Source organism: Thioclava pacifica DSM 10166 (genome assembly GCF_000714535.1).
GTDB lineage: Bacteria > Pseudomonadota > Alphaproteobacteria > Rhodobacterales > Rhodobacteraceae > Thioclava > Thioclava pacifica.
In genome coordinates this window covers 54,831-77,597 of sequence record NZ_AUND01000034.1, presented here as the reverse complement: position 1 = coordinate 77,597, position 22,767 = coordinate 54,831, and the positions used below count along the sequence as shown (strand labels likewise).

Sequence of the window (22,767 nt, the reverse complement as noted above, 5' to 3'; positions counted from 1 at the left end):
CAGTCAGATCCAGCTTCGAGAGGCCCGCCCCATCGGCGGGCCTTTTGCCATGCAACTATCCCGACGCTTGCGCGATTGCGTCATGGGGCCAAGAATGAGATAGCTGCCCGCGGCCCCCGCAAGACGAAAGACCCGGATGACCGAAACTGCCCAGAGCCAAGCCCTGCCCCGCGTCGTTGCGATCGGCTTCAACAAGTGCGGCACCCGATCACTGGCCGAATTGTTTCGTACAGCCGGCCATAGGGTCATACACCACAAGATCCGCGACCGCTGGCCGGTTCCGCGCCGGATCGGCAAGGTGATGCGCGAAAATCTCGACGCCGGCCGCAAGATCTTCGACAGCGCCGACGATTACACGTTCTACTGCGATCTGATCGTGAATGACGGGCACTCCACCTGGGATGGCGCAAGCGCTTTTCGCGAGATCCTGCGCGACTATCCCGATACGATCTTGCTGTTGAACCTGCGCGACCGTGAGCAATGGATCGCCTCGCGGCTCAACCACGGCCATGGCGAGTTCGCCAAGCGCGAAATGGCCGCGCGAGGGTTGAACGATCTTGAGGCGCTGAAAGACCAATGGCGCGCCGAGTGGGATCAGCATCTCGCCGAGGTACGCGCCTTCATGGCCGACAAGCCCGAGCATTACATCGAATTCAATTTCGACGATGACGATCCGGCCGATCTCGCCACCCGCCTGCCCGCCTATCACCTCGATCCGAGTTCACTTCCGGATATCGGCCGCAGCCGCGGCAAGAAGATGAGCTCGCTCAAACGGGCCGCAAAGAAGCTCAACGCGCATCTGCGCCCGCGTTTCTTTCGTTAGGAGACCGCGATGATCCTCAGCCACGCCCATCGCTTCATCTTTCTGCACAATCGCAAGACGGCCGGGAGTTCGATCTCGGTCGCTCTCGCGCGCTATCTCGGCCCCGAGGATCTCCAGCTCAGCGCGATCGTCGAGACCCTGCGCGAAAACATCCCTCTCACTGCGCGTGTCAAGCGTGAGGCAAACCGCCAGATGAACGGCACGCTACCGCTCTTTCGCTTGCTCGGACCGAAACTCTATGGCCGCGCGGTAACCCGCGCGATCGACCATGCCTATCGCCCGGTGCTGGGACGAAAACCGCCCCACAGCCCCGCCGAAAAGAACGCGAAAGCGTTTCCAAACGAATGGCAGGCTTACACGAAATTCTGCGTTGTCAGAAACCCTTGGGACAAGACGGTCTCGGATTACTTCTGGCGGATCAAAGGAGAGAGCGACCCGCCAAGTTTCGAAGCCTATATTCACGCTCTCGCCGAGGGTGACACGCTCGGTGGCATTGTCCCGCTCGAGTTTCACGACAATTGGCCACTCTACACGATCGACGACCAGATCGTGGCCGATCACGTCATCCGTTACGAAACTCTCAAACAGGGCCTCAACGAGACGCTCTGCGCAATCGGGATCGAGTGGGATGGCTGGCTGCCGCATGCAAAGGGCGGCACCCGGAAGACGTCGGCGCGCAAAGGCGACTATCGCGCCCAATACAATGACGAAACCGCAGGCATCGTGGCCAAGCTCTACGCGCGCGAAATTGCCGCGCATGGCTACAGCTTCTGAGCCCATGCCATTGCCTCTGCCCGCCCCGCAAGGGTAAGCAGAGCCCGACAAATATGAGGCGCGACATGAAAAAACAGGTCATCTGCATCCGTTGGGGCGAGAAATACGGCGTCGATTATGTCAATCGCCTCTACTCGATGGTCGCGCGCAACATCACGCCACCCTTCGATTTCTACTGTTTCACCGACACGTTCGAAGGGCTCGATCCGGGCATCACCGCGATGCCCCTCCCTGATCTCGACTGCGAGATGCCCAAGACCCGACAGGGGATCTGGGGCAAGTCCCGGCTCTGGCGCGCGGATCTCGGCGGGCTTTCGGGCCCGGTGCTGTTTCTCGATCTCGACGTCGTCGTGACGGGCAATCTCGACGCGATGTTCGAACATGGCTCGCCTGATGACGTGATCCTCACGCGCAACCCGAACACCCCGTTCGAGCGTCTCGGCCAGACCTCGCTCTATCGTTTTCCGGTCGGAAAACTGGCGCCTCTGCGTGAAGAGTTTCTCGCCGATCCCCAGGGTACGGCCGAGAAATATGTCTTCGAGCAGCGCTTCGTGACACGGCGCGCGCCGGGCGGGGTCAAATTCTGGCCCAAGGGCTGGGTCGCCACATTCAAATGGCATTGCGTCCGTCTCTTTCCGATCAATTTCTTTGCCCAGCCAAAGCTGCCCAAGGGAACGAAGGTCGTGATCTTCCCCGGCGCACTTAATCCACCCGATGCGATCGCGGGGCGCTGGAACAAGCGCACACATCACATGCGCCCCTGGGAACATCTCAAGGCGGGTTTGCGCGGCGAACGCGAAGGTAGCCTCTTCCGGCATCTGCGCCATTTTCTCTGGCCCACGACCTGGGTCGAGGAGGCCTGGCGCAAGAAACCCTAAGCGATCAGGCCAAGTTTGCGGGCGAGATCGCGGGCGCGGGTGTCCTCAACCGTCTCGGCCTCGATGCTGTTCACCGTACGCATCACCTTGCGCCGATATTGATCGGTCTTTGCCACGAGGTTCGGACCGCGCGAGATTTTCGCCTCCAGATCCGCTTTCGAGCGCGTGTAGTAGTGGTTGAGCTGCACCGCGGCGGTCGAATAGAACTCCGGTTTTTCGCGCGCCTCGATCGAAGCCTTGGTGCCCGCGTCATTCCAGGTCTCGCTGGTGCCATCCGTCTCCATCGAATGCACGCGAAGGGCCGTCAGTCGGCAAGGATCGACGAGCATCTTGAAGGCGCGAATGCCGGGCGCATCGCTCATCGGGTCGCGCACGCGCATGCGATAATTCTCCAGCACTCCGCCTTCGGGCGGCGTTTCATGGCCGGAAAATCCGAACATGTGCCAAGGCAGCGAGACATTCGGGATATCGCCGAGAGCTTCGAGCGATTGCGGCAGGGTGTCGGAGGCGGTCGGCACAAGGAACTCGTCGACATCGACAAAGGCCATCCAGCGGAAATGAGGGCCGAAATTCCCCGCTGCATGGGCGTAGGCGAGCACCTGATTATGGATCTCGCGACCGAGGCGAATATCGCTCAGGCGCTGCGCCCAAGGGACGATCGTCAGCGCTTCGGCGGGCAGAACGTCACGCAGGATCTCACGCGTGGCATCGGTGCTCGCATCGTCATAGATCACGAAATGACGCACGCCGACGGCGTGGTGAAACCGCACCCATTCTTCGATGAAACGCGCCTCATTGCGCACGATCGCCGCGATGGCGATGCCTTGGCGGTCCGGTGCGGGCTGCGGCGTGCGCAGGCCGAGTTTCGAAATCTTGGCCCGGCTGAGCAGTTTTCGCAGCATCGCACGCCCCTTGCTTCGCGGGCTCGGATGGGCCCGACGGATATCCCTCGACCCTCCCTATAGCGCGACGCGGCGCGTGCCGCCATAAGCGGCGGACGACTTCGCGGCTCAGGCGCGGGCGTAGACATCCTCGTAACGAATGATGTCATCCTCCCCGAGATAGGCGCCAGTCTGCACTTCGATCAGTGTCAGCGGAACTTTGCCGGGATTTTCCATCCGGTGAACGGCGCCGAGCGGAATGTAGATGGATTGATTTTCCGACACGAGGCTCACGCGTTCATCCACGGTCACCTTCGCCGTCCCTTGCACGACGATCCAATGCTCGGCCCGGTGGTGGTGGCTTTGCAGTGACAGGGCCTCGCCAGGGTTCACAACGATCCGTTTGACCTGAAAGCGGTCACCGGTCACGAGGCTTTCGAACCATCCCCAGGGGCGATGGTCACGCGGGAAGGTCGTTGCCTGCCCGGCATTGCGGGCCTTGAGCGCGCTGACCGCCTGTTTCACGTCCTGACTGCGCGAGCGGTCGGCCACGAGCACCGCATCGGGCATCGCGATGGCAATGATGCCTTCGAGCCCGATCCCGACGATCTCGAGCCCCTCATCTTCCGAGCGAAGCAAACTGTCGCGACAGTCGATCGCGGTGGCAGGTCCCGACAGCGCGACCCCGTCGCGCGCGCCCGGCAGGCTGCGCCGCACCGCCTCCCAGTCGCCGAGATCGGACCAGCCCCCCGCAAAGGGCACGACAACAAGATCGGGCGATTTCTCCATCACCGCATAGTCAATCGAGATCTCCTCGGCCTTGGCCCAAGCCTCCGGATCGAGGCGCAAAAACCCCAGATCGGGACGCGCAGCCGCAACCGCGTCAGCTACCGGCGCCATGAGTTGCGGCGCGAAGCGCTCAAAAGTGGCCAGAATCGCCTTTGCGCTGAACAGGAAAATCCCGGCATTCCAAAGGTGGTGACCACTGTCGCACATCCGCTGAGCACTGGGCGCATCGGGTTTCTCCACGAAGCGGCGCAGCGGGATCGGGCCGGGCCGGGCCCCTGCCTCTTCCACAAGCTCGAGATAGCCATAGCCGGTCTCGGCCCGGTCTGGCGTGACGCCGAAGGTCACGAGTTTGCCGGCCCGCGCGGCGGGTATGCCGCTCTCGATCGCGGCCCAAAAAGCCTGCGCGTCGGAAATGACATGATCGGAAGGCGAGACCAGCATCAGCGCCTCGGGATCACGTTGCGCTAGCCAGAGCGCCGCAGCGAGGATCGCGGGCGCGGTATTGCGCCCTGCAGGTTCGAGCAGCACCGCCCCGGGGTCTTGCCCGATGGCGGAAAGCTGTTCCGTCACGATGAAGCGAAACTCAGCATTGGTCAGCACCACGGGATCGGCAAACCCTGTGCCGGAGAGCCTGCGCGCGCTGGCCTGAAACAGCGTTTCCTCTCCGATCATCGGGGTGAATTGCTTCGGATAGGAACGCCGCGAGAGCGGCCAGAGCCGGGTTCCGGATCCGCCCGCCAAGAGAATCGGTGTGATCAAAATCGTCTCCCGCTTTCGCACCGGCGCGGTCTGCGCCCTAAGGGGAGACTGGCACACGCATCCCTAACGCAACGTTAACACACGCATGGTCCGCTAAAGTTCCGAGCAAAGCGCCGCGAAATGCGCGCAGCTTTGCTCAGCAGATCCTCCTGCGGCGATAACGTTGCGAAACCGTTAATTGACATGTGCCGTCGGATCGCTCACCCATGACGGTATTGAACCAACTCCGTCTTGCCTCAAAAGCAGAGCCAATGAGTTTCCTGAGTACCGAAACACCGTGGTTTGCCGCGCAGTTCAAACCCAATTGCGCCGAGATCGCCCGGCGCAACCTGACGCGGCAAGGGTTCCAAAGCTTTCTTCCGATGCATGAAGTAACGCGTCGCCGCGCGGAGCGGTTCGAGACGCGCAAGGTGCCGCTCTTTCCCGGCTATCTCTTCTTGCGCCCCACGAGCCGAAAGATCCGCCTCGCCGCAGCCAATTCGACCTACGGGATCACACGTCTCGTCACGCTCGGATCGGAGCCGACACCCCTGCCCTTCGAGATGATCCACGGCCTGATTGCACGGTGCGACGCCGACGGGCTGTTGATGCCGCAGCGAGACTTCGCGCCCGGCGACGAGGTCACGATCCGCTCGGGCCCCTTCTCCGATTTCGTCGCGCAGATCGAGACGATCGACTCCGAACAGAGGATCTGGCTGTTGCTCGACCTGATGGGGCGAAAGACGCGGATCAGCGCGACGCCGGAAATGCTGGGCTGACGCTTTGAAGCCGCATTACCCCTTGTGGCGCTGATAGGCCGCGAGGGCGCGTTCGCGGCCCTCCTTCAAATCCACGATCGGCTCGGGATAGCCTGCTTTGGGCGACAGATCCCAGCTTTCTGGCACCGCATCGAAATAGGACAACGCGGTTTTCGTCGGATGCGCGCGCCCCTCGGCGATGAAATCACGGCGATAGCGCTGGTCGGGGTCGAATTTCTCGGCCTGTGTCGCGGGGTTGAACACCCGGAAATAGGGCGCGGCATCGGGTCCGGGCCCGGCCACCCATTGCCAGCCCATCGCATTCGAGGCCGGATCCCAATCGATCAGGCAATCCTCGAACCAGCGCAGACCCACCCGCCAGTCCGTCATCAGGTGCTTGGTGAGGTAAGAGGCCACGATCATACGCGCGCGGTTGTGCATCGTGCCGGTCACATACATCTCGCGCATCGCGGCATCCACGAAGGGCTCTCCCGTCATACCGCGCCGCCACGCCTCGGCATCATTGTTGTCGGGGCGCCACTCGAACCCGTTCCATTCTTCTCGCCAGTTTCTCGAGGCCATGTCGGGCCAGTGATAGAACAGGTGCCAGGCGAATTCGCGCCAGACTAACTCCTTGAGGAAATGCTCGGCGCCTTGCGCGCCCTCCTCCATATGCCGATATCCCGCATGCCAGATCGTGCGCGGGGAAATCTCGCCATAGGTGAGGTTTTCCGACAGGCCCGAGGTCGCGCCCGAGGACGGAAAATCGCGTTCGGATCTATAATGCCCGATATGATCGCGCAGGAACACCGCAAGCCGTGACTGGGCCGATTTTTCGCCGACATGGACATGCTCACCCACCACTGCCGCGCCCCGGCGCATGGCGGCGCCCATCCTCCAATCTTCCAGTTTTTCACTTTCAGGCCAATGCATTGGAGCACGAAGCTCAGATACCGTATCGATCTCCGGGGAAATCTCACGTCCCTTCACCGCGCGCCAATAGGGGGAATAGACCTTGTAAGGCTCCCCCTGGCCGGTCTCGACCGTCCAGGGCTCAAAAAGCAAATGTCCCGCATGGCTCTCAGCGGTGATCCCATCTTCCTTGAGTGCTGATTTGACCTCCGTGTCCCGATCGCGGCTGGGCTTGTCGTAAAGGCGCGACCAATGCACCGCACCGGCCCCGGTCTCCTCGATCAGCGCGCGCAGCACCGCAAGCGGCTCGCCCCGGCGCAGGATCAGTCGTGACCCCTTCTCCTCGAGCGCCTTTGCAAAGGCTTCGATCGCGAGCCCGAGCCGCCATTTCGCAGCCGCCCCCAGCGCCTCAACCTGTGCATCATGAATGAAGACCGGGATTACCGGACCGCCCGCCTTGACCGCTGCCGCCATCGCCGCGTGATCGTGAAACCGGAAATCGCGGCGCAGCCACAACAGGACGGGTGTTTCGCTCATTCTTGTCTCCATTGCCTTTCCAACCCTTACGCTCGGCATGTGTTCCGGTTCATTCGCGCCCAAAATTTCACCAATGCATACCGGAGCGGCATCTCGCGTGAGCGCCCCGAAACCAATTCTGCCTAGCGATCACGCAAATGCCTCTTGCGAGGGCGAAAGAGCCGCTCTAGCGTTCTCACAAAACCATGACGACCAACAGGGAAAACGTGATGAAAAAAACTGCACTCCTTCTGGCTGGCATCGCCGTTGCCGCGCTGAGCACGCCGGCACGCGCTGCCGACCCCGAGCTGACCGTGTTCGACTGGGCCGGCTTTGAAATTCCGGGCCTGTTCCAGCCCTATATCGACAAATACGGCGACAGCCCGACCTATGCTTTCTTCGGCGACGATGACGAGGCCTATCAGAAGCTCGCCTCGGGCTTCAAAGCCGACACCGCGCATCCCTGCTCGCAGATGATCTCGAAATACAAGGATGCCGGGCTGATCGAGCCCTGGGATGTCTCGAAGATCCCGCAATTCAAGAATATCGACCCCAAGTACCTGAACTCGAAGATCTTCGTCGATGACGACAAGAACGTCTGGTACATCCCGACGGATTGGGGTGCGACCGCGATCGCCTACAACCCCGAGAAGGTTCCGGCTGAAGACGTGGCCAGCCTCGACGTGTTCGTGAACCCGAAATATGCCGGCCGCACCTCGCTGCCTGACAGCTCGGACGATGTCTGGGCGCTGGCCTATCTCGCCACCGGCGTGACCGACTGGACCGACGTTACCGACGAGCAGTTCCAGGCCGCTGCCGCCTGGCTGCGCGAGGCCAACAAGAACGTGCAGAGCTACTGGACCGACCCATCGCAGCAGGCTCAGTTGATGGCCTCGGGCGAGGTTCTGGTCGCCTGGTCGTGGAATGACGGCGTGGCTTACCTTCAGGATGACAACTACCCTGTCGCCTTCCAGCGCGAAGCGAAAGAGGGCTCCTCGACCTGGTTCTGCGGCTTCGTGAACCTCAAGGACGGCCCCGGCTCGGAAGACAAGCTCTATGATTTCATCAATGCCTGGACGCGCCCCGAAGCGGGCCCGGTACTGGTCGACGAAATCGGCTATGGTCACACCAATACCGAAGCGATGAAGCTCGTGCCGGAAGAAGAGCTCGTGACCGCGGGTCTGACCCCGATCAAAGCGCCGATCCTCGCCCAGACGCCGAACTCGCCCGAACTGCGCGAGAAGCAACTGGCCGAGTTCGAGAAAATCAAGGCCGGCTTCTGATCAAGCCATGATGCCGACATTGCGAAGGGCCGCGGGAGACCGCGGCCCTTTTTCATTGCCTCAGCCATGCTAAGTATCGCAAACCACTCTCATCAAAGCCCGACCTGATGCTCCTCGACACCGCCATCTTCCTGCTCGCCCTGATCGTTCTCGGGAGCATGTATCTGCCGAAGCTGCGCAAGCTTCCCAGATGGCGCGCGATGGTTACCCCGCTCGCATCGATCATCGGATCAGGCTTTCTCGTTCTCGGCCCCATTCTCGAGGTTCGTTTCGGAGCCTTCGCCCCGCTGGCGATGGCGTCGTTATGCATCGCGGCCTGGCTCTTCGGCGCCGCTGTTCGGCGCAACATCGCCTCTGAGACGCAGACCGGCACACCACTGACCGCCCGGATCGAGGCTCTGTCCCAGATCGCGCTGGCTTTCGCTTATGTGATCTCCGTCACCTATTACCTCAATCTCTTTGGGGCCTTCGCGGTTTCGCTCACGCCGTGGAACAGCCATGTCACGGCGCGGATCGTCACGACCTCCATGCTCGCGCTCGTCGCCATCACCGGGTTCACCGGAGGGTTCCGGGCGCTCGAACGGATGGAATATGCGTCGCTCTCGCTCAATCTCGCGATCATCGCGGGGCTCCTTCTTGGCCTCGCCGTCTATTTCGGCAAGACCGCCGTCGCCGGGGCGCTTGTCATCGACGCGCCGACCTTGGGTACATGGGACGCGGTGCGGCTCCTCTTCGGACTGATCGTGATCGTTCAGGGGTTCGAAACCGCACGCTATCTCGGAGCGAGTTACGACCCGCCCAGCCGGATCGCCGCGATGAAATGGGCCCAACTCATGTCGAGCGCGATCTACATGGTCTATATCCTGCTGCTTGCCTATATCTTCGCGCCCAATGCCCATGACCTGACCGAAACGGCGATCATCGACATGATGCGGGTCGTCTCCCCGATCTTGCCCGCAATGCTGGTCGCCACCGCACTGGCGGCACAATTCTCCGCAGCCGTCGCCGACACCGAGGGCGCGGGCGGGCTGGTTTCGGAGTTCTCGCGCGGGCGGATCGCACCGAAACTTGCCTATCCCGTCTTGATCGCCGCAGGCATCACGCTGACTTGGACCACTGATCTCTTTGCGATCATCTCCTACGCGTCGCGGGCTTTCGCGGGCTATTACGCGCTGCAGGCGGCGCTCGCGGCGATCCGAAGCACCGGACCGAAACGCTACGCTTTCGTGGCACTCACGGGGCTCGGGGTCGCGATGACACTCCTCGGCACCCCGGCCGAAAGCGGCTAGCTCTCGGCGCGCGCCTTCTCGTGAAGCTGGAAATCGAGCGCGTAATAGTCGCCGATGAAGCCGTGGATATCCTCTGTCAGAAAGGCCGCATAGGGCGGGTTGCGATCTGCAAGCCACTCACCCGGCAGCGCATCGGAGAGATCTGCCACGTGAGACTTCGCCGCCTTTTCGACGGCGTTTGTCATTCCCAAGCCAATCTCGCGCAACGCGGGCGGCAGACGATCACGCAGGAAGGCCTCGAAACTCTCGATCTTCTCGAGCGCAAAGAGCCGGTCCCAGCGGCGGTTCTGCAAATAGCTCCACTGCGCGGCCCAATGCGAATCCTGTACCTCGCGCGCGGTGGCGTTGATGTAGAAACAGAACTGCCGAAAACTCAGCCCGCGTTGGACCATATCGGTATCGGGCTCCATGCCTCCGTTGAAGAAAGCATAGACCGCGCGGGTGTGATGAAGCACCGACTCCTGCGCGCGATTGCGCCCGAACTTGTCGCAATAACAGCTCACCAGACGATCCACCGGATTGCGCAGCAGCGCCACCGAGGCCCAGTCTGGATCGCGCGCCACCCGGTCCCGCAAGGCGAACGCCCAGTGGCGCGCCTGCATCTTGTTCTGTCCGGAGTCGAGCCAGTAGTGCGACGAGCCCGGATTGGGCCGCCCATCGCCCGAAAGCCTGAGCGCCCAGTCCTTCACCGAGGTATTCGCCACTTTCGCGATCGGACAGAACATCACCCGCGCTGGCGCAATATAAAGCATCGCACCATCGTATTGTGTGCGATCCTGATCCCGCAGGAGCCGTGCCGTGCGTTGATATTCCTGCGATCCGCGCAGCTCGCGCTCGACCTGCGCGACGTTGGCCTGGCGGTCTTTGAGCGCTGCCTGCGCCCCCTCTTTCGCTGGCCGTCCGAGCCAGGCACGAAACAGCGCGTCGATCACTTCGGGGCTTGCAGCCGCGCGCGTCTCGAAACCGGGATCTGAAAAATCGACGCTCGGTATCAGGGGAAAGTCTTTCATCACAGCACACTCTCGTAACGGGTGATCAGGGGGGCGAGCTGCGCGGACCAGCCGTAGCGCGCGGTCTCGGCCACGCTGCGCAGCGAGCCGAGCGCCCCGGTCATTGCCTCGCGCAGCAGGGTTCGGAACTGCACCGGATCATCGGCGACATAGACACCGCTCATCGCTTCGGCTTCCTCGAAGCCACGCAGCGCCGGGCGCATCGCGACAATCGGCTTGCCCCACATCAGCGCTTCGGCGGTCTTGAGATTGGTGCCGCCCCCTTCAGTGATCGGAAGGCAGATGACCCGCGCATGATGGAGAAGAGCGCTCAGCACATCCTCCTCGACGGTGCCGAGCATGGCGATGAACTCCGCGTTCATCCGCTGGTAGCGTTGAAACCGGTCATCGGCGGTGATCAGATGGCTCATGCCCCCCGCGATTGCCAGGCGCGAACCGGGCGGCAGGAACCCGGCGATCTCACCGAAGCTTTCCCAATAGCCTGTCGCATTGGGCGGATGGGCCGAGCCCGCAACAAGCGCGAAGGGACCGTCAAGAGGTGCCGGTGGCACAGCGGCAAGATCGGGTGGCCAGCAGCCATTCGAGGCGATTATGCAGGGACGCTGCTTTGGCGCACGCCAACCGTCAAAGACCTGCGCATCCGCGGCGCTGACCGCGATCACGAGGTCGGCGCGGGCAACGAGGTCACGTTCGAGCCTCAGAGCCTCTGCGCGCCAGCGCGGGTCGATCAGCTTGGCCTCGACGTTATGGGCCGAATAGATCAGCTTCGCTTGACGCAACGCGGGATCATGCTCCAGCGCCTCCGCGAAAAGCGGGTACAGCCAGGGATGTTCGAATTGGACCGCGTCGGGCGCAAAGCGGCGCAGATCGTCAAGCAGCCGCTCGACCAGCGGGTCATCCGAGAGCATTTGCGCCAAATGAAGATCCTCGCGCCGTTGCGGATCATGCAGCTGGTCCAACCGCGCCTCTGGCACGGCGGTCTTGCGCTCATCAGGCGAGCCGTCGGGATAGCCGCGGGTGGAATAGACCGGCACATAGCGAAAGACATGGCCCGCCGCGCGCGCCTCGCTTGCAATCGCCGCAACTCTGCGCTGGCCGCCATGGAGCGGGCGGTGGATCGGGTAATGACCGAAGGCTGCGATCTTCATGCGGCATCCTCCCTAACCTGAAACTTGGTTGCGCTGTCCAAAGCCTCGAAACTGGAGGTGAGATCTTCGCGAAATGCCCCCCAGCCGCGCGCCCGAAACCGTGCCGCGCGAGCGAGCGCGCCCGCATAGGCGGCCTCATCCGTCATCAGGCCGTGACAGCGAGCAAGCCAGCGCTCGCCCTCGAAAAGCCCGATCGGCTCTGATGCCCCGCCGCCCGCTTCAATCAGCGCAGGTGCATCAGATGTCAGGCACGGCTTGCCATGCGAGAGCGCCTCGACCACCGGCAAGCCCCAACCCTCGTAATGAGAGGCGTAGATCGTGAAGCGGCACGCGCGGTAAAGCTCGGCCAGTTCAGCATCCTCGACATCGGCGAAAATCCGGATCGCACCATGGGGCAGCCCGGTATCGTTGCGCACCATCTCCAGCAGCGGCCCGATCAACCAGCCCGGCTGCCCGACCCAGACCAGCGGCATTACCTCGCCCGGATGACGCTCATTCAGCGCCCGCCAGAGCCTGTAGACAAAATCGTAATTCTTGCGCGGCTCCTGCGTGCCAACCATCAGAACGAACCGTCCCGGCTCCAGCTGACGATGCACGAAGATCCCGGCTCGTATCGCCGCCTCGCTTGCCCCGAGCGCGGCATCGGCCCCGAGAAGGATCGGCTCGACCTTCTCGGGATCAAGCGCGGGGTAGCCGTGGGCCTGAGCATGAGCCAGAAGATCGCACCGGGTCGTCTCGGAGTTGGTCCAGACCTGGTCGACACCCCAGAGCATCCAGTGCAGCGCCGGGGGATAGGTCTTGCGCGTCGTCGGTTCGGCCAGATGGCCCCAGAGCACCGGGATCAGGTCGTGGATGTAATAGCGCACGCGCCAGCCATGCTCGGTCCGCATCCGGTAGGCGCAGCGATAACGATCATCCGACCAGAACCCGCCCGCCGAGACGTAATCTCCCACCTCTCGAGGGTCGATCCGGTTCGCGGGGGTGCAGATATCCTCGTGCACCGTGCGCAACAGGCCATAATGTGCCCGGTGGTGGAGCGCATCGAGCTGTTGGATCCTCACCGCAAGCGCCGGGAATACACGCTCAAGCGCAACCAGGGCTCGGCGCATCAATCCGTATTCCTGCACGCTGAGGTGCAAGAGCTCACCTGCGATCGCCTCTTCACGGGAGGACCGCGCGGCCTCATGCGCGCCGCGAAACCGCTTGCGGCTACGCTGCGCGCGCCAAAGGAACCGCCCGATCCGCATCCAGCTGCGCCAGCGGCTACGTGCACTCACCGCGCGCTCCGGTGCGACCGGGTGACAGCCATTGCGAAAGATCAACTCGTCAAAGATCTCTTGCGGAATGCGATAGAACCCATCGCGTGCGCCGTCATAAATGACGCCACAGGCACGCGCCCCGAAATGCGCTTGAAAACCCCGCCAGACTTCGTGCTCGACGCGCAGAATACCCATCGGCTTCCAGTGCCGGAACGCATAGCTTGTCGTCAGGTCGATCAGGATCGTCTTTTCGGTCATCACCCGTCCTCGCCAGCCAATTCTTGACCTCGACTCGGTGATAGACCTGCATTGGTTAACAAACCGCTCAACGCGATCCACGCCTTGAAGCCCGCCTCGCGCCCGCCTATATTCGCACTGTTCCCGATCTCGGGGACTATGGACATAAACGCGCTCGTAATAAGCGGATCGGACCCGGGGGCGGTACCCGGCGGCTCCACCAAAACTCCTTCGTTGGGGGCACATGGGGCCGAAACAGGATCGACGAACGTCTAAAGGGGTTTGCTTTGTCCCGGTGAGCCACCACCGTTATCGGTGCAAAACGTACAGTTGCCAACGACAACCGTGCTCCGGTCGCTCTGGCTGCGTAAGCAGCTCGGGTAACCGAAACCTAACTCCTTGCGCTTAGCAGCGTAAGGCGGGGCCCGCAGGAGCCTTGCAACAGAATCCTGCACTTTCCCCCTCTCTTTGCGAAATGCGACCGGCGTTAACCGAACCGCAAGCTTACGCGGCGATGCTGCTCCAATCCGAAGATGAGAGGAGTGCGACATGGCCCGAAGCGATGAAATCGAAGCCTGGCTGAACGCCGTCTGGGGCGCAGGAGAGCTCGACCGGATCGATACGCTCTTCGACACGGCCGCGCAGGCCAACGGGCTGATGCCGGGGTTGGAATTGCGGCCCGAGGAATTTCACGAACTCGTTCCCGCGCTGCGCGCTCATCTTACCGATATCAAGATCACCGTCTTGCGCCATTTCGAAGCCGGGGACTGGCTCTGGTTGCTATTGCAGATTGACGGGCGCTCCTCACAGACCGGTCAGCCTGTCGTTTTTTCCGGGCAGGTTGCGATGCGCTTCGCGAACGACAAGATCGTCGAGGCTTACAACAATTACGATGTGATTGCCCTGTTCGAGGCACTGGAATTGATGCCACAAGACACCGCGGCGCTGTGCCTGTCGGGAGAAAGCCTGAGATAACGGCGCTCTCGTACCTCGTCGTCTTTGCCGTTGCTTGCCAATCCCGCTCCACGATCCTTTGTGAACCTGCGGGGCGGCTTGCATATCAGGCATACTTGGCTTCGATCTCGTCCCTCGAGCGCTCTCATCGAGACGAGCCCTCGCGGCGCCGCTCACCCCCCTTTCCTCTTCCAACGAATCCCCTATGCTGAGCCCGAGACGAGAGGGACCGGCCATGACGCGATCGATCGAATACGGCAACCTGATGCACGACGCGATGCGCGGGCTCATCCAGACCGTGCTGCGCGATATTGCGGATAACGGTTTGCCGGGCGAGCATCACTTCTTCATCACTTTCGACACCCGCCATCCTGACGCCGAACTGGCGGACTGGCTGCGCGAGCGCTACCCCGAAGAGATGACCATCGTGATCCAACACTGGTATGACAATCTCGAGGTTCGGGAGGACGACTTCTCGATCACGCTCAATTTCGGCAATTCGCCCGAACCGCTGGTCGTGCCCTTCGATGCGATCACCACTTTCGTCGACCCTTCGGTCGAATTCGGCCTGCGTTTCGAGACGCAGGATTACGATGACGAAGAAGACGAAGACGATCTCGAAGAAGATGAGGCTTCCGAGGACACTCCGCCCCGCGGCGAGGCCGAGGTCGTCAGCCTCGACAAGTTCCGCAAGTAAGCGCGGGGCCGCATCGGCTTCATTCCGGTTCGCGGCGCACGCTTTGCATGCGCCGCGAAAATCCGGACGCCTCGGGTCTTTCCCAGTTGACCAACGCGGATCTTCGAGAGCGGAATGCGGGCCCGCAGATTTACCGTATACCTTCGCATACCGATTGCAGAATCCTCGCCATCGTCCTATGACCTGCGCGACCTAGTTGCTTATTGGAGGCCCACCGATGACCGCGACCCGTACCGAAACCGACAGCTTCGGCCCGCTTGAAGTTCCCGCCGACAAATATTGGGGCGCGCAGACGCAGCGCTCGATCCTGAACTTCCCGATCGGCTGGGAGCGCCAGCCCGTCCCGATCATCCGCGCGCTCGGCGTGATCAAGAAAGCCTGTGCGATGGCCAACAAGGCCCAGGGCAAGATGGACGCGAAGATCGCCGATGCGATCATCGAGGCCGCCGGCGAGGTGATCGAGGGCAAGTTCGACGACAACTTCCCGCTCGTCGTCTGGCAGACGGGCTCGGGCACGCAATCGAACATGAACGCCAACGAAGTGATCGGCAACCGCGCGATCGAGATCCTCGGCGGCGTGATGGGCACGAAAGACCCGGTCCACCCGAACGATCACTGCAACATGGGCCAGTCCAGCAACGACACCTTCCCGACCGCGATGCATGTCGGCATCGCGATGCAGGCGCGCGACGTGCTTCTGCCGGGTCTGCGCAAGCTGCACGCGGCCCTCGAGGCCAAATCCGAGGCCTTCAGGGACATCATCAAGATCGGCCGCACCCACACCCAGGATGCGACGCCCCTGACGCTGGGCCAGGAATTCTCGGGCTATGCGCATCAGGTCAAGAAGGGCATCGAGCGCGTCGAGGCTTGCCTTGGCGACATTTATGAACTCGCCCAGGGCGGCACCGCCGTCGGCACCGGCCTGAACACCCAAAAAGGCTGGGCGGAAACGGTCGCCGCCAACATGGCCGAAATCACGGGCCTGCCCTTCGTCACCGCGCCCAACAAGTTCGAAGCGCTCGCCGCACATGACGCGATGGTGATGTTCTCGGGCGCGCTGAAGACCGTGGCCGCCTCGCTCTTCAAGATCGCCAACGACATCCGCCTGCTGGGCTCGGGCCCGCGCTGCGGTCTGGGCGAGCTGATCCTGCCGGAAAACGAGCCGGGCTCCTCGATCATGCCGGGCAAGGTGAACCCGACCCAGGCCGAGGCGCTGACCATGGTCTGCGCCCATGTCATGGGCAACGACGCGGCGGTGGGCTTCGCCGGCTCGCAGGGCCATTTCGAGCTCAACGTCTATAACCCGATGATGAGCTACAACGTGCTGCAATCCATGCAGCTTCTGGGCGACAGCGCCTCGGCCTTCACCGACAACATGGTCGCGGGCATCGAGGCCAACGAGCCGCGTATCGAGAAGCTGCTGCACGAGTCGCTGATGCTGGTCACCGCGCTCGCGCCGACGATCGGCTACGACAACGCCACCAAGGTCGCCAAGACCGCGCATAAGAACGGGACCACGCTGAAGGAAGAAGCGATCAAGCTCGGCTTCGTCGACGAGGAAACCTTCGACCGCGTCGTGCGCCCGGAACAGATGATCGGCCCGAAAGGCTGATCCTCTCCCGAAACTATCGGAAGGGCGGTCCTGCGGGGCCGCCTTTTTTCATTCTCAACGCGACAAAATGGATGGCGTGGCACCTTCCTGACGCGACGCGCGCCCCGCTTGCGCCCTATCGACGATTGCGCCAGCCGCTTGCGGCCTTTATAAGGTCCGACAACAATATCTAGAGAATTCGAGGCGCGCGTGACCGACACTCCTGAAACGCCGGAAACCGAAGAAAACGGCCCCGAGACGCCTCAGCGTCCGACCTATCTCGGCCCCACCGTTTCCATCGCCGACGAGATGAAAACCGCCTATCTCGATTACGCGATGAGCGTGATCGTGAGCCGCGCGATTCCCGATCTGCGCGACGGTCTGAAACCCGTGCACCGGCGCATCCTTTTCGCGATGCACGAAACCGGGAACACCTTCGACAAGCCTTACCGCAAATCGGCACGCCCGGTCGGCGACGTGATGGGTCAGTATCACCCGCATGGGGATGCCGCGATCTATGACGCTTTGGTGCGCATGGCGCAGCCCTTCTCGATGTCGCTGCCGCTGCTCGATGGTCAGGGCAACTTCGGCTCGATGGATGGCGATAACGCGGCGGCGATGCGCTACACCGAAGTGCGCATGGCGAAACCGGCCAATTACATTCTCGCCGATATCGAGAAAGACACGGTCGATTTCCAGGACAACTATGACGGCAAGCAACAGGAACCGACGGTTCTGCCCGCCCGCTTCCCGAACATGCTGGTCAATGGCGCGGGCGGGATCGCGGTCGGCATGGCCACGAACATCCCGCCGCATAACCTCGGCGAAGTGGTCGATGCCACGCTCGCGCTGATCGAAAACCCCGACATGTCGGACGAGGCGATCATGGAGATCGTGCCCGCCCCCGACTTCCCGACCGGCGGTCAGATCATGGGACGGGGTGGCGCGCGCAAGGCTTACCTCGAGGGCCGCGGCTCGGTCATCATCCGCGCCAAGACCCGGATCGAGGAGATCCGCAAGGACCGCTACGCGATCGTCGTCGACGAGATCCCCTATCAGGTGAACAAGGCCGCAATGATCGAGAAGATCGCGGATCTCGTGCGCGAGAAGAAGCTCGAGGGCATCTCGAACATCGCTGACGAATCCGATCGCGTGGGCGTGCGCGTCGTGATCGAGCTCAAGCGCGACGCAACGCCGGATGTGGTGCTCAACCAGCTCTACCGTTTCACGCAGCTGCAGACTTCTTTCGGCTGCAACATGCTGGCGCTGAACGGCGGTCGCCCCGAGCAGCTGACGCTGCGCCAATTCCTGAGCTATTTCATCACCTTCCGCGAGGAAGTTGTCGCACGCCGCACCGCCTTCGAGCTGCGCAAGGCGCGCGAACGCAGTCACATTCTCTGCGGTCTCGCCGTGGCTGTCTCGAACGTGGACGAGGTCGTGGCGACGATCCGCAGCTCGGCCGATGCGGCCGAGGCGCGTACCCGCCTGATGGAGCGTCGCTGGCCCGCACATGAGATCGTCGAATATCTCAAGCTGATCGACGATCCGCTGCACCCGGTCAACGACGATGGCACCTATAACCTGTCGGAAACCCAGGCCCGCGCGATCCTCGATCTACGCCTGCAGCGCCTGACCCAGATCGGCGTGAAGGAAGTCACGGACGAACTGGCCGAACTGGCCGAGAAGATCCGCGACTACCTCGCCATCCTCGCCTCGCGCGAGCGGATCATGGCGATCATCTCGGACGAGCTGCGCGAGGTGCGCGAGCTTTTCGCCGTGCCGCGCCGCACCGAGATCATCGACTGGGCGGGCGATCTCGACGACGAAGACCTGATCGAGCGCGAAGACATGGTCGTGACGATCACCCAGGGCGGCTATATCAAGCGCACGCCGCTGGCCGATTTCCGCGCCCAGAAGCGTGGCGGCAAGGGGCTTTCGGGTGGCGCGCTGAAGGATGACGACACGGTCACCACCCTGTTCGTCGCCAACACCCACACGCAGCTTCTGTTCTTCACCACCGACGGGATGGTCTATTCGCTCAAGTGCTGGCGCCTGCCGCTCGGCTCGCGCCAGTCCAAGGGCAAGGCGATCGTGAATATCCTGCCGATCCCGACCGGGGTCTCCATCGCCGCGATCATGCCGGTCGATGCGCCCGAGGAGGAATGGGAAAACACCCAGGTCTTCTTCGCGACATCGGATGGCTCGGTGCGCCGCAATGCGCTCTCGGACTTCACCAATATCAAGCGCAACGGCAAGATCGCGATGAAGCTGCCCGAGGGCGTGAGCCTCGTGAACGTGCGTCCGTGCACCGAAGAGGATGACGTGATGCTGGTCACCGCGAAGGGTCGTGCGATCCGCTTCCCGGTGCCGGAGGTCCGCATCTTCAAGGGTCGCGACTCGACCGGCGTGCGCGGCATCCGTCTGGCCGATGACGATATCGTCGTGTCGATGTCGGTGATCCGGCACTTCGAGGCCGCCTCGGAAGAGCGCGCCGCCTATCTCAAGCAGCGCCGTCTGATGGCCGGCGTGACCGAGGACGAGGTGGACGAGGACGAAGAACCCGTGGCCGAGGGGCAGCTCAGCCCCGAGCGCTATGCCGAAATGTCGGCGGCCGAGGATCTGATCCTCACGATCACGGCGGGCGGCTCGGGCAAGATCAGCTCAAGCCACGACTACCCGACCCGCGGCCGCGGCGGCCAAGGCGTCACCGCGATCGACAAGGCGATGCGCGGCGGGGCGCTGGTGGCCTCCTTCCCGGTCGAAATGGGCGATCAGATCATGCTCGCCACCTCAACGGGCCAGTCGATCCGTTGCCCGGTGGAGGATATCTCCTTCCGCTCACGCTCGGCCGGTGGCGTGCGGGTGTTCAACACGGCAAAGGGCGAGCATGTGGTCTCGGTCGCGCGGATCGCCGATCAGGGTGACGAGGAAGACCTGCTCGAAGAGGATGGCAGCGCGGCGGCGGGCGAGACCTCTCCGGACACGCCCCCCGAAGCCGATAGCTGATATCGGCGCCGGGGCGTCATCCCTGTTCCCATTCAGCGACGCATCCGTGCAAAGCAAATTTCAAAGCCCCCGTTCCATGAGAACGGGGGCTTTTCGTGTAATCTAACCCCCTCAAGAAACGCGAAATAACTCATAGATGGCATTACAACCAACGCGGGCTCGAAGCGCTCAATACGCCGGGCCGCTGGAAGATTGAGGCGCGTGCAGGGCCTGATTTCAGCTCGCAAGTCCCGCTCGATATGGCGGCGCTCGATCTGCATTACGGCGAGACTGACCGCATCACGCTCAGCGCCATGCACCATGGGTGGTTCTATCCAGATGGCGGGAAATAGGCGAACTCTTCCACTACCGCCCGACCTTCTGAGGTTTCAGGATTCAGAAAAAGGTCCGGCTCAGCGCCGGACCTCTCTATACCGGGCCGACGCACCGGACATTAACCCTTTGTAAAGTTTAAGCCTTCTTTAACGCTTCCCGATCTGACACAACGAGAGCAGATAGTCGCGCACCTTCCCTCGCAGGTGGCCGCGCAGCCGGCGAAGACCGGCCTTGCCGCAAATGTCGAGGTAGCACACATGTTCAAAGCCCTCCTTCCCGCCGCCCTCCTGCTCACGGCCCTGCCCCAGAACGCCACGGCGCAGAGTTCGCTCGGCTTCACTGCCGTCAGCTTCTCGCTCGAGAAAGGCAGCGGCGATTTCGGTGTCACGCGTGCCGATCTGAACGCCGATTTCGCCATCACCGATGTGCATGGGCTGCAAATCGATCTGGGCGCTTCGGATGCGGGGCCGCGCTGGCGGGGCGATCTCGCAGCGCATCTCTACATGGCACCAACCGAACGCGCCAAATACGGGCTCTTCGCGGCGGTCGGAGATACCAGCCATGAAAGCCAGACATCCTGGGCGATCGGCGCCGAGGGGATCTGGGCGGTCGGCGCGCGCGGCTCCGTCTCTGCGCGCGCCGGCCTTGGCAGCGTAAAGCCGGGCAGCAATGATTTCGTCTTCGCCCGCCTCTCCGCGCGCTACGCGCTGAGCAGCCGCACGGCACTCACCGCCAGTCTCGCGGCCACCGATATCGACGAATTCAGCTATTCCGCCCGCGAAACCACCGCGAGCCTCGGCCTGCGCCACCGCATCGGTGACGGCCCCGTGACCCTCTCGGCGCGGATAGAACATTCCGCCTTTTCGGGCAGCTTCGCCTCGAAAGACGAAACCCGCGTAGTGATCGGGCTGACGACCCGTTTCGGCGCAACGGGTCATGGCGTGCGCAACCAGCCCTTCGCGCCCGTGCGCCCGCTTGACGGCCTCTTCGCGCGCGGAACGTTCGCGCTGGACTGATCCTCGGCTGCGCGCCTGCGTCACATGGCCGGGCGCGCTCCCCCGCGCTATCAGGCGGCACCGCCACCGGGACGCAACCTCGGCGGGACCAACTGAAAAGGTGATCTGATGGAGCGTTTTCTCCTGCGTCTCGACCCGTTTCTGTCCCTTCTCGCCCGCACACTCATGGCCACGCTCTTCGTGATGGCGGGGATGGATGTGGCGATGGATTTCGCGAAATTCTCTGCAAGGCTCGAGGCCGACGGTCTTTCAGGCTATCTCACCGGCCCGGTGTTCTGGTTCCTGATTGGCACGGGGCTCCTGCTGATCATCGGCGCCTGGACTCGGCTCGTGGCGCTCGCGATGGCCGCCTTCACGCTCGCCTCCGGGATCATCGACTATGGCGAGTTCGCTCGCGCGACAGACATGGTGATGCTGCTCAAGAACATCGCGCTTACGGGCGGCTATCTCTATGTCGCGCTGCACGGGCCCGGACGTTGGTCGGTGGATGCGCTTTTCGGGCGTGCAGGCTGACGCTTCCCTTTTCGCGCGCGGGCCACTAAATGAGCGGCCATGACACAGGAACTCCATATCGTCGGCGGCGGCATGGCAGGCTCGGAAGCGGCCTGGCAAGCGGCCAATGCCGGCATCCGCGTGGTGCTGCATGAGATGCGGCCCAAGGTCGAGACCTTCGCCCACCAGACCGGCAACTTCGCCGAGATGGTCTGCTCGAACTCGTTCCGCTCCGACGATGACGAGCGCAACGCGGTCGGTCAGCTCCATTGGGAGATGGGGGCCGCGAACGGGCTGATCATGGAAATGGCCCGCAAACACCGCCTGCCGGCCGGTGGCGCGTTGGCCGTGGACCGCGAGGCGTTTTCGCACTCTGTGACCGAGGCGCTGCGCGGTCATGAAAACATTTCCTTTGTTGAGGAGGAGGTTACGGAACTTCCTTCATCTGGACATTGGATCTTCGCGACCGGCCCGCTGACCTCGGAAACGCTGGGCCAAGCGATCCGCGAAGCCAGCGGCGAAGAGCGTCTCGCTTTCTTCGACGCGATCGCTCCCATCGTCTACGCAGAGACAATCGACATGTCTGTTGCCTGGCGTCAGTCGCGCTACGACAAGGGCGAGACCGAGGAAGAGCGCACCGCCTATATCAACTGCCCGATGACGAAGGACGAGTACGAGGCGTTCATCGACGCGCTGCTGGCCGCGGACAAGACCGAGTTCCACGAGGGCGAAACCGCGGGCTATTTCGACGGCTGTCTTCCGATCGAGGTTATGGCCGAACGCGGGCGCGAGACGCTGCGCCACGGCCCGATGAAGCCGGTCGGGCTGACGAATGCACATGACCCGCAGACAAAGGCCTATGCCGTGGTGCAGCTGCGCCGCGACAACGCACTCGGCACGCTCTACAATATTGTCGGCTTCCAGACCAAGATGAGGTATGGCGCGCAAGCCGCTGTTTTCCGAATGATTCCAGGATTGAAACAGGCAAAATTCGCGCGACTCGGCGGCATCCATCGCAACACGTTCATCAACTCGCCGACGCTGCTCGATGCGCAGATGCGCCTGAAATCACATCCGAACCTTCGCTTTGCGGGACAGATCACCGGGGTCGAGGGCTATGTCGAAAGTGCCGCGATGGGGCTTCTGGCAGGCCGTATGGCCGCCGCAGAGCTGCAAGGCCGCGAGTTGCCGCCGCCCGGTCCCGATACCGCTATGGGAGCGCTCGTGACCCACATCACCGGCGGCGCCGAGGCGAAGACGTTCCAGCCGATGAACGTCAATTTCGGGCTCTTCCCGCCGATCGACGCAAAAGGGGGCCGTCGCGGCCGCAAGGATCGCTACAAGGCTTACACTGATCGCGCGAAGGACTCGTTCAACCAATGGCTTGAAGGGCAAAGCTGA

At 62.7% G+C, this 22,767-nt stretch carries 19 protein-coding genes and 1 other RNA gene; 14 read left to right on the top strand and 6 right to left on the bottom strand.

Annotated elements, in window-relative coordinates; translation table 11 throughout:
* Positions 1-136: 136 nt before the first annotated feature.
* From TP2_RS12460 to TP2_RS12450, 3 genes are all read left to right on the top strand, one after another.
* Complete coding sequence (locus TP2_RS12460; RefSeq protein WP_038078005.1) at positions 137-823, top strand: sulfotransferase; 687 nt, start codon at positions 137-139, stop codon at positions 821-823.
* A gap of 9 nt (positions 824-832) precedes the next feature.
* Complete coding sequence (locus tag TP2_RS12455) at positions 833-1,597, top strand: sulfotransferase family protein (protein ID WP_038078004.1); 765 nt, start codon at positions 833-835, stop codon at positions 1,595-1,597.
* Between the two features lie 65 nt (positions 1,598-1,662).
* Positions 1,663-2,475 carry a hypothetical protein gene (locus TP2_RS12450; protein WP_038078003.1) on the top strand — a complete coding sequence of 271 codons (813 nt, stop codon included), beginning with the start codon at positions 1,663-1,665 and terminating at the stop codon, positions 2,473-2,475.
* Here the strand turns inward: TP2_RS12450 and TP2_RS12445 are convergent.
* Positions 2,472-3,377, bottom strand: a complete 906-nt coding sequence (locus TP2_RS12445) for a glycosyltransferase family 92 protein (RefSeq protein WP_038078001.1) — start codon at positions 3,375-3,377, stop codon at positions 2,472-2,474. The genes TP2_RS12450 and TP2_RS12445 overlap by 4 nt on opposite strands.
* A gap of 108 nt (positions 3,378-3,485) precedes the next feature.
* Positions 3,486-4,904 (bottom strand): mannose-1-phosphate guanylyltransferase/mannose-6-phosphate isomerase, encoded by a 1,419-nt coding sequence (locus tag TP2_RS12440; protein ID WP_038077998.1) that lies wholly within the window; start codon positions 4,902-4,904, stop codon positions 3,486-3,488.
* Positions 4,905-5,155: 251 nt separating this feature from the next.
* On the opposite strand from TP2_RS12440, the gene nusG reads away from it, so the two are divergent.
* On the top strand, positions 5,156-5,662 hold the full coding sequence (gene nusG / locus TP2_RS12435; protein WP_038077996.1) for a transcription termination/antitermination protein NusG: 507 nt from the start codon (positions 5,156-5,158) through the stop codon (positions 5,660-5,662).
* Between the two features lie 15 nt (positions 5,663-5,677).
* Here nusG and TP2_RS12430 read toward each other — a convergent pair whose 3' ends face one another.
* Positions 5,678-7,090, bottom strand: a complete 1,413-nt coding sequence (locus tag TP2_RS12430; RefSeq protein ID WP_038077989.1) for a cryptochrome/photolyase family protein — start codon at positions 7,088-7,090, stop codon at positions 5,678-5,680.
* Between the two features lie 209 nt (positions 7,091-7,299).
* On the opposite strand from TP2_RS12430, the gene TP2_RS12425 reads away from it, so the two are divergent.
* Both TP2_RS12425 and TP2_RS12420 read left to right on the top strand, forming a co-directional pair.
* On the top strand, positions 7,300-8,352 hold the full coding sequence (locus tag TP2_RS12425) for an ABC transporter substrate-binding protein (RefSeq protein ID WP_157617123.1): 1,053 nt from the start codon (positions 7,300-7,302) through the stop codon (positions 8,350-8,352).
* A gap of 107 nt (positions 8,353-8,459) precedes the next feature.
* Entirely contained in the window at positions 8,460-9,641 is a 1,182-nt protein-coding gene (locus tag TP2_RS12420) for an APC family permease (protein WP_038077988.1), read from the top strand.
* Here TP2_RS12420 and TP2_RS12415 read toward each other — a convergent pair.
* From TP2_RS12415 to TP2_RS18065, 3 genes are read right to left on the bottom strand one after another with little or no spacing between them, the layout of a single operon-like run.
* Complete coding sequence (locus TP2_RS12415; protein WP_038077987.1) at positions 9,638-10,651, bottom strand: sulfotransferase family 2 domain-containing protein; 1,014 nt, start codon at positions 10,649-10,651, stop codon at positions 9,638-9,640. The genes TP2_RS12420 and TP2_RS12415 overlap by 4 nt on opposite strands.
* Entirely contained in the window at positions 10,651-11,799 is a 1,149-nt protein-coding gene (locus TP2_RS18070) for a glycosyltransferase (RefSeq protein WP_051692580.1), read from the bottom strand. The genes TP2_RS12415 and TP2_RS18070 overlap by 1 nt, the downstream gene beginning before the upstream one ends.
* On the bottom strand, positions 11,796-13,316 hold the full coding sequence (locus tag TP2_RS18065; protein ID WP_051692579.1) for a glycosyltransferase: 1,521 nt from the start codon (positions 13,314-13,316) through the stop codon (positions 11,796-11,798). Before TP2_RS18065 ends, TP2_RS18070 begins: the two co-directional genes overlap by 4 nt.
* 80 nt (positions 13,317-13,396) lie before the next feature.
* Here TP2_RS18065 and ssrA point away from each other — a divergent pair.
* The 8 genes from ssrA (at position 13,397) to trmFO (ending at position 22,767) form a co-directional block, all read left to right on the top strand.
* Positions 13,397-13,751, top strand: a transfer-messenger RNA (tmRNA) gene (ssrA, locus tag TP2_RS18335).
* 93 nt (positions 13,752-13,844) lie between these two features.
* Positions 13,845-14,270, top strand: coding sequence for an ester cyclase (locus tag TP2_RS12400; RefSeq protein WP_038077986.1), 426 nt, complete (start codon positions 13,845-13,847; stop codon positions 14,268-14,270).
* Between the two features lie 214 nt (positions 14,271-14,484).
* Positions 14,485-14,946, top strand: coding sequence for an SspB family protein (locus TP2_RS12395; RefSeq protein ID WP_038077985.1), 462 nt, complete (start codon positions 14,485-14,487; stop codon positions 14,944-14,946).
* Between the two features lie 217 nt (positions 14,947-15,163).
* Positions 15,164-16,558: a class II fumarate hydratase gene (gene fumC, locus TP2_RS12390; RefSeq protein ID WP_038077984.1), complete on the top strand. Its 1,395-nt coding sequence runs from the start codon at positions 15,164-15,166 to the stop codon at positions 16,556-16,558.
* A 189-nt stretch (positions 16,559-16,747) separates the two neighbouring features.
* Positions 16,748-19,543 carry a DNA gyrase subunit A gene (gene gyrA, locus TP2_RS12385; protein ID WP_038077983.1) on the top strand — a complete coding sequence of 932 codons (2,796 nt, stop codon included), beginning with the start codon at positions 16,748-16,750 and terminating at the stop codon, positions 19,541-19,543.
* 572 nt (positions 19,544-20,115) lie between these two features.
* The gene (locus tag TP2_RS12380) at positions 20,116-20,874 is read left to right on the top strand and encodes a hypothetical protein (RefSeq protein ID WP_038077982.1); all 759 of its coding nucleotides are present in this window, start codon (positions 20,116-20,118) and stop codon (positions 20,872-20,874) included.
* A gap of 108 nt (positions 20,875-20,982) precedes the next feature.
* On the top strand, positions 20,983-21,387 hold the full coding sequence (locus TP2_RS12375) for a DoxX family protein (RefSeq protein ID WP_051692577.1): 405 nt from the start codon (positions 20,983-20,985) through the stop codon (positions 21,385-21,387).
* Positions 21,388-21,426: 39 nt separating this feature from the next.
* Complete coding sequence (gene trmFO / locus TP2_RS12370) at positions 21,427-22,767, top strand: methylenetetrahydrofolate--tRNA-(uracil(54)-C(5))-methyltransferase (FADH(2)-oxidizing) TrmFO (RefSeq protein WP_038077979.1); 1,341 nt, start codon at positions 21,427-21,429, stop codon at positions 22,765-22,767.

Bases quoted from the DNA above. Each gene is read 5' to 3' on its own strand.
- TP2_RS12460 (WP_038078005.1), top strand. From the start codon at position 137: ATGACCGAAACTGCCCAGAGCCAAGCCCTGCCCCGCGTCGTTGCGATC.
- trmFO (WP_038077979.1), top strand. From the start codon at position 21,427: ATGACACAGGAACTCCATATCGTCGGCGGCGGCATGGCAGGCTCGGAA.
- TP2_RS12455 (WP_038078004.1), top strand. From the start codon at position 833: ATGATCCTCAGCCACGCCCATCGCTTCATCTTTCTGCACAATCGCAAG.
- TP2_RS12395 (WP_038077985.1), top strand. From the start codon at position 14,485: ATGACGCGATCGATCGAATACGGCAACCTGATGCACGACGCGATGCGC.
- nusG (WP_038077996.1), top strand. From the start codon at position 5,156: ATGAGTTTCCTGAGTACCGAAACACCGTGGTTTGCCGCGCAGTTCAAA.
- TP2_RS12450 (WP_038078003.1), top strand. From the start codon at position 1,663: ATGAAAAAACAGGTCATCTGCATCCGTTGGGGCGAGAAATACGGCGTC.
- TP2_RS12380 (WP_038077982.1), top strand. From the start codon at position 20,116: ATGTTCAAAGCCCTCCTTCCCGCCGCCCTCCTGCTCACGGCCCTGCCC.
- TP2_RS12425 (WP_157617123.1), top strand. From the start codon at position 7,300: ATGAAAAAAACTGCACTCCTTCTGGCTGGCATCGCCGTTGCCGCGCTG.
- fumC (WP_038077984.1), top strand. From the start codon at position 15,164: ATGACCGCGACCCGTACCGAAACCGACAGCTTCGGCCCGCTTGAAGTT.
- TP2_RS12430 (WP_038077989.1), bottom strand. From the start codon at position 7,090: ATGAGCGAAACACCCGTCCTGTTGTGGCTGCGCCGCGATTTCCGGTTT.
- TP2_RS18065 (WP_051692579.1), bottom strand. From the start codon at position 13,316: ATGACCGAAAAGACGATCCTGATCGACCTGACGACAAGCTATGCGTTC.
- TP2_RS12400 (WP_038077986.1), top strand. From the start codon at position 13,845: ATGGCCCGAAGCGATGAAATCGAAGCCTGGCTGAACGCCGTCTGGGGC.
- TP2_RS12415 (WP_038077987.1), bottom strand. From the start codon at position 10,651: ATGAAAGACTTTCCCCTGATACCGAGCGTCGATTTTTCAGATCCCGGT.
- TP2_RS18070 (WP_051692580.1), bottom strand. From the start codon at position 11,799: ATGAAGATCGCAGCCTTCGGTCATTACCCGATCCACCGCCCGCTCCAT.
- TP2_RS12375 (WP_051692577.1), top strand. From the start codon at position 20,983: ATGGAGCGTTTTCTCCTGCGTCTCGACCCGTTTCTGTCCCTTCTCGCC.
- TP2_RS12420 (WP_038077988.1), top strand. From the start codon at position 8,460: ATGCTCCTCGACACCGCCATCTTCCTGCTCGCCCTGATCGTTCTCGGG.
- TP2_RS12445 (WP_038078001.1), bottom strand. From the start codon at position 3,377: ATGCTGCGAAAACTGCTCAGCCGGGCCAAGATTTCGAAACTCGGCCTG.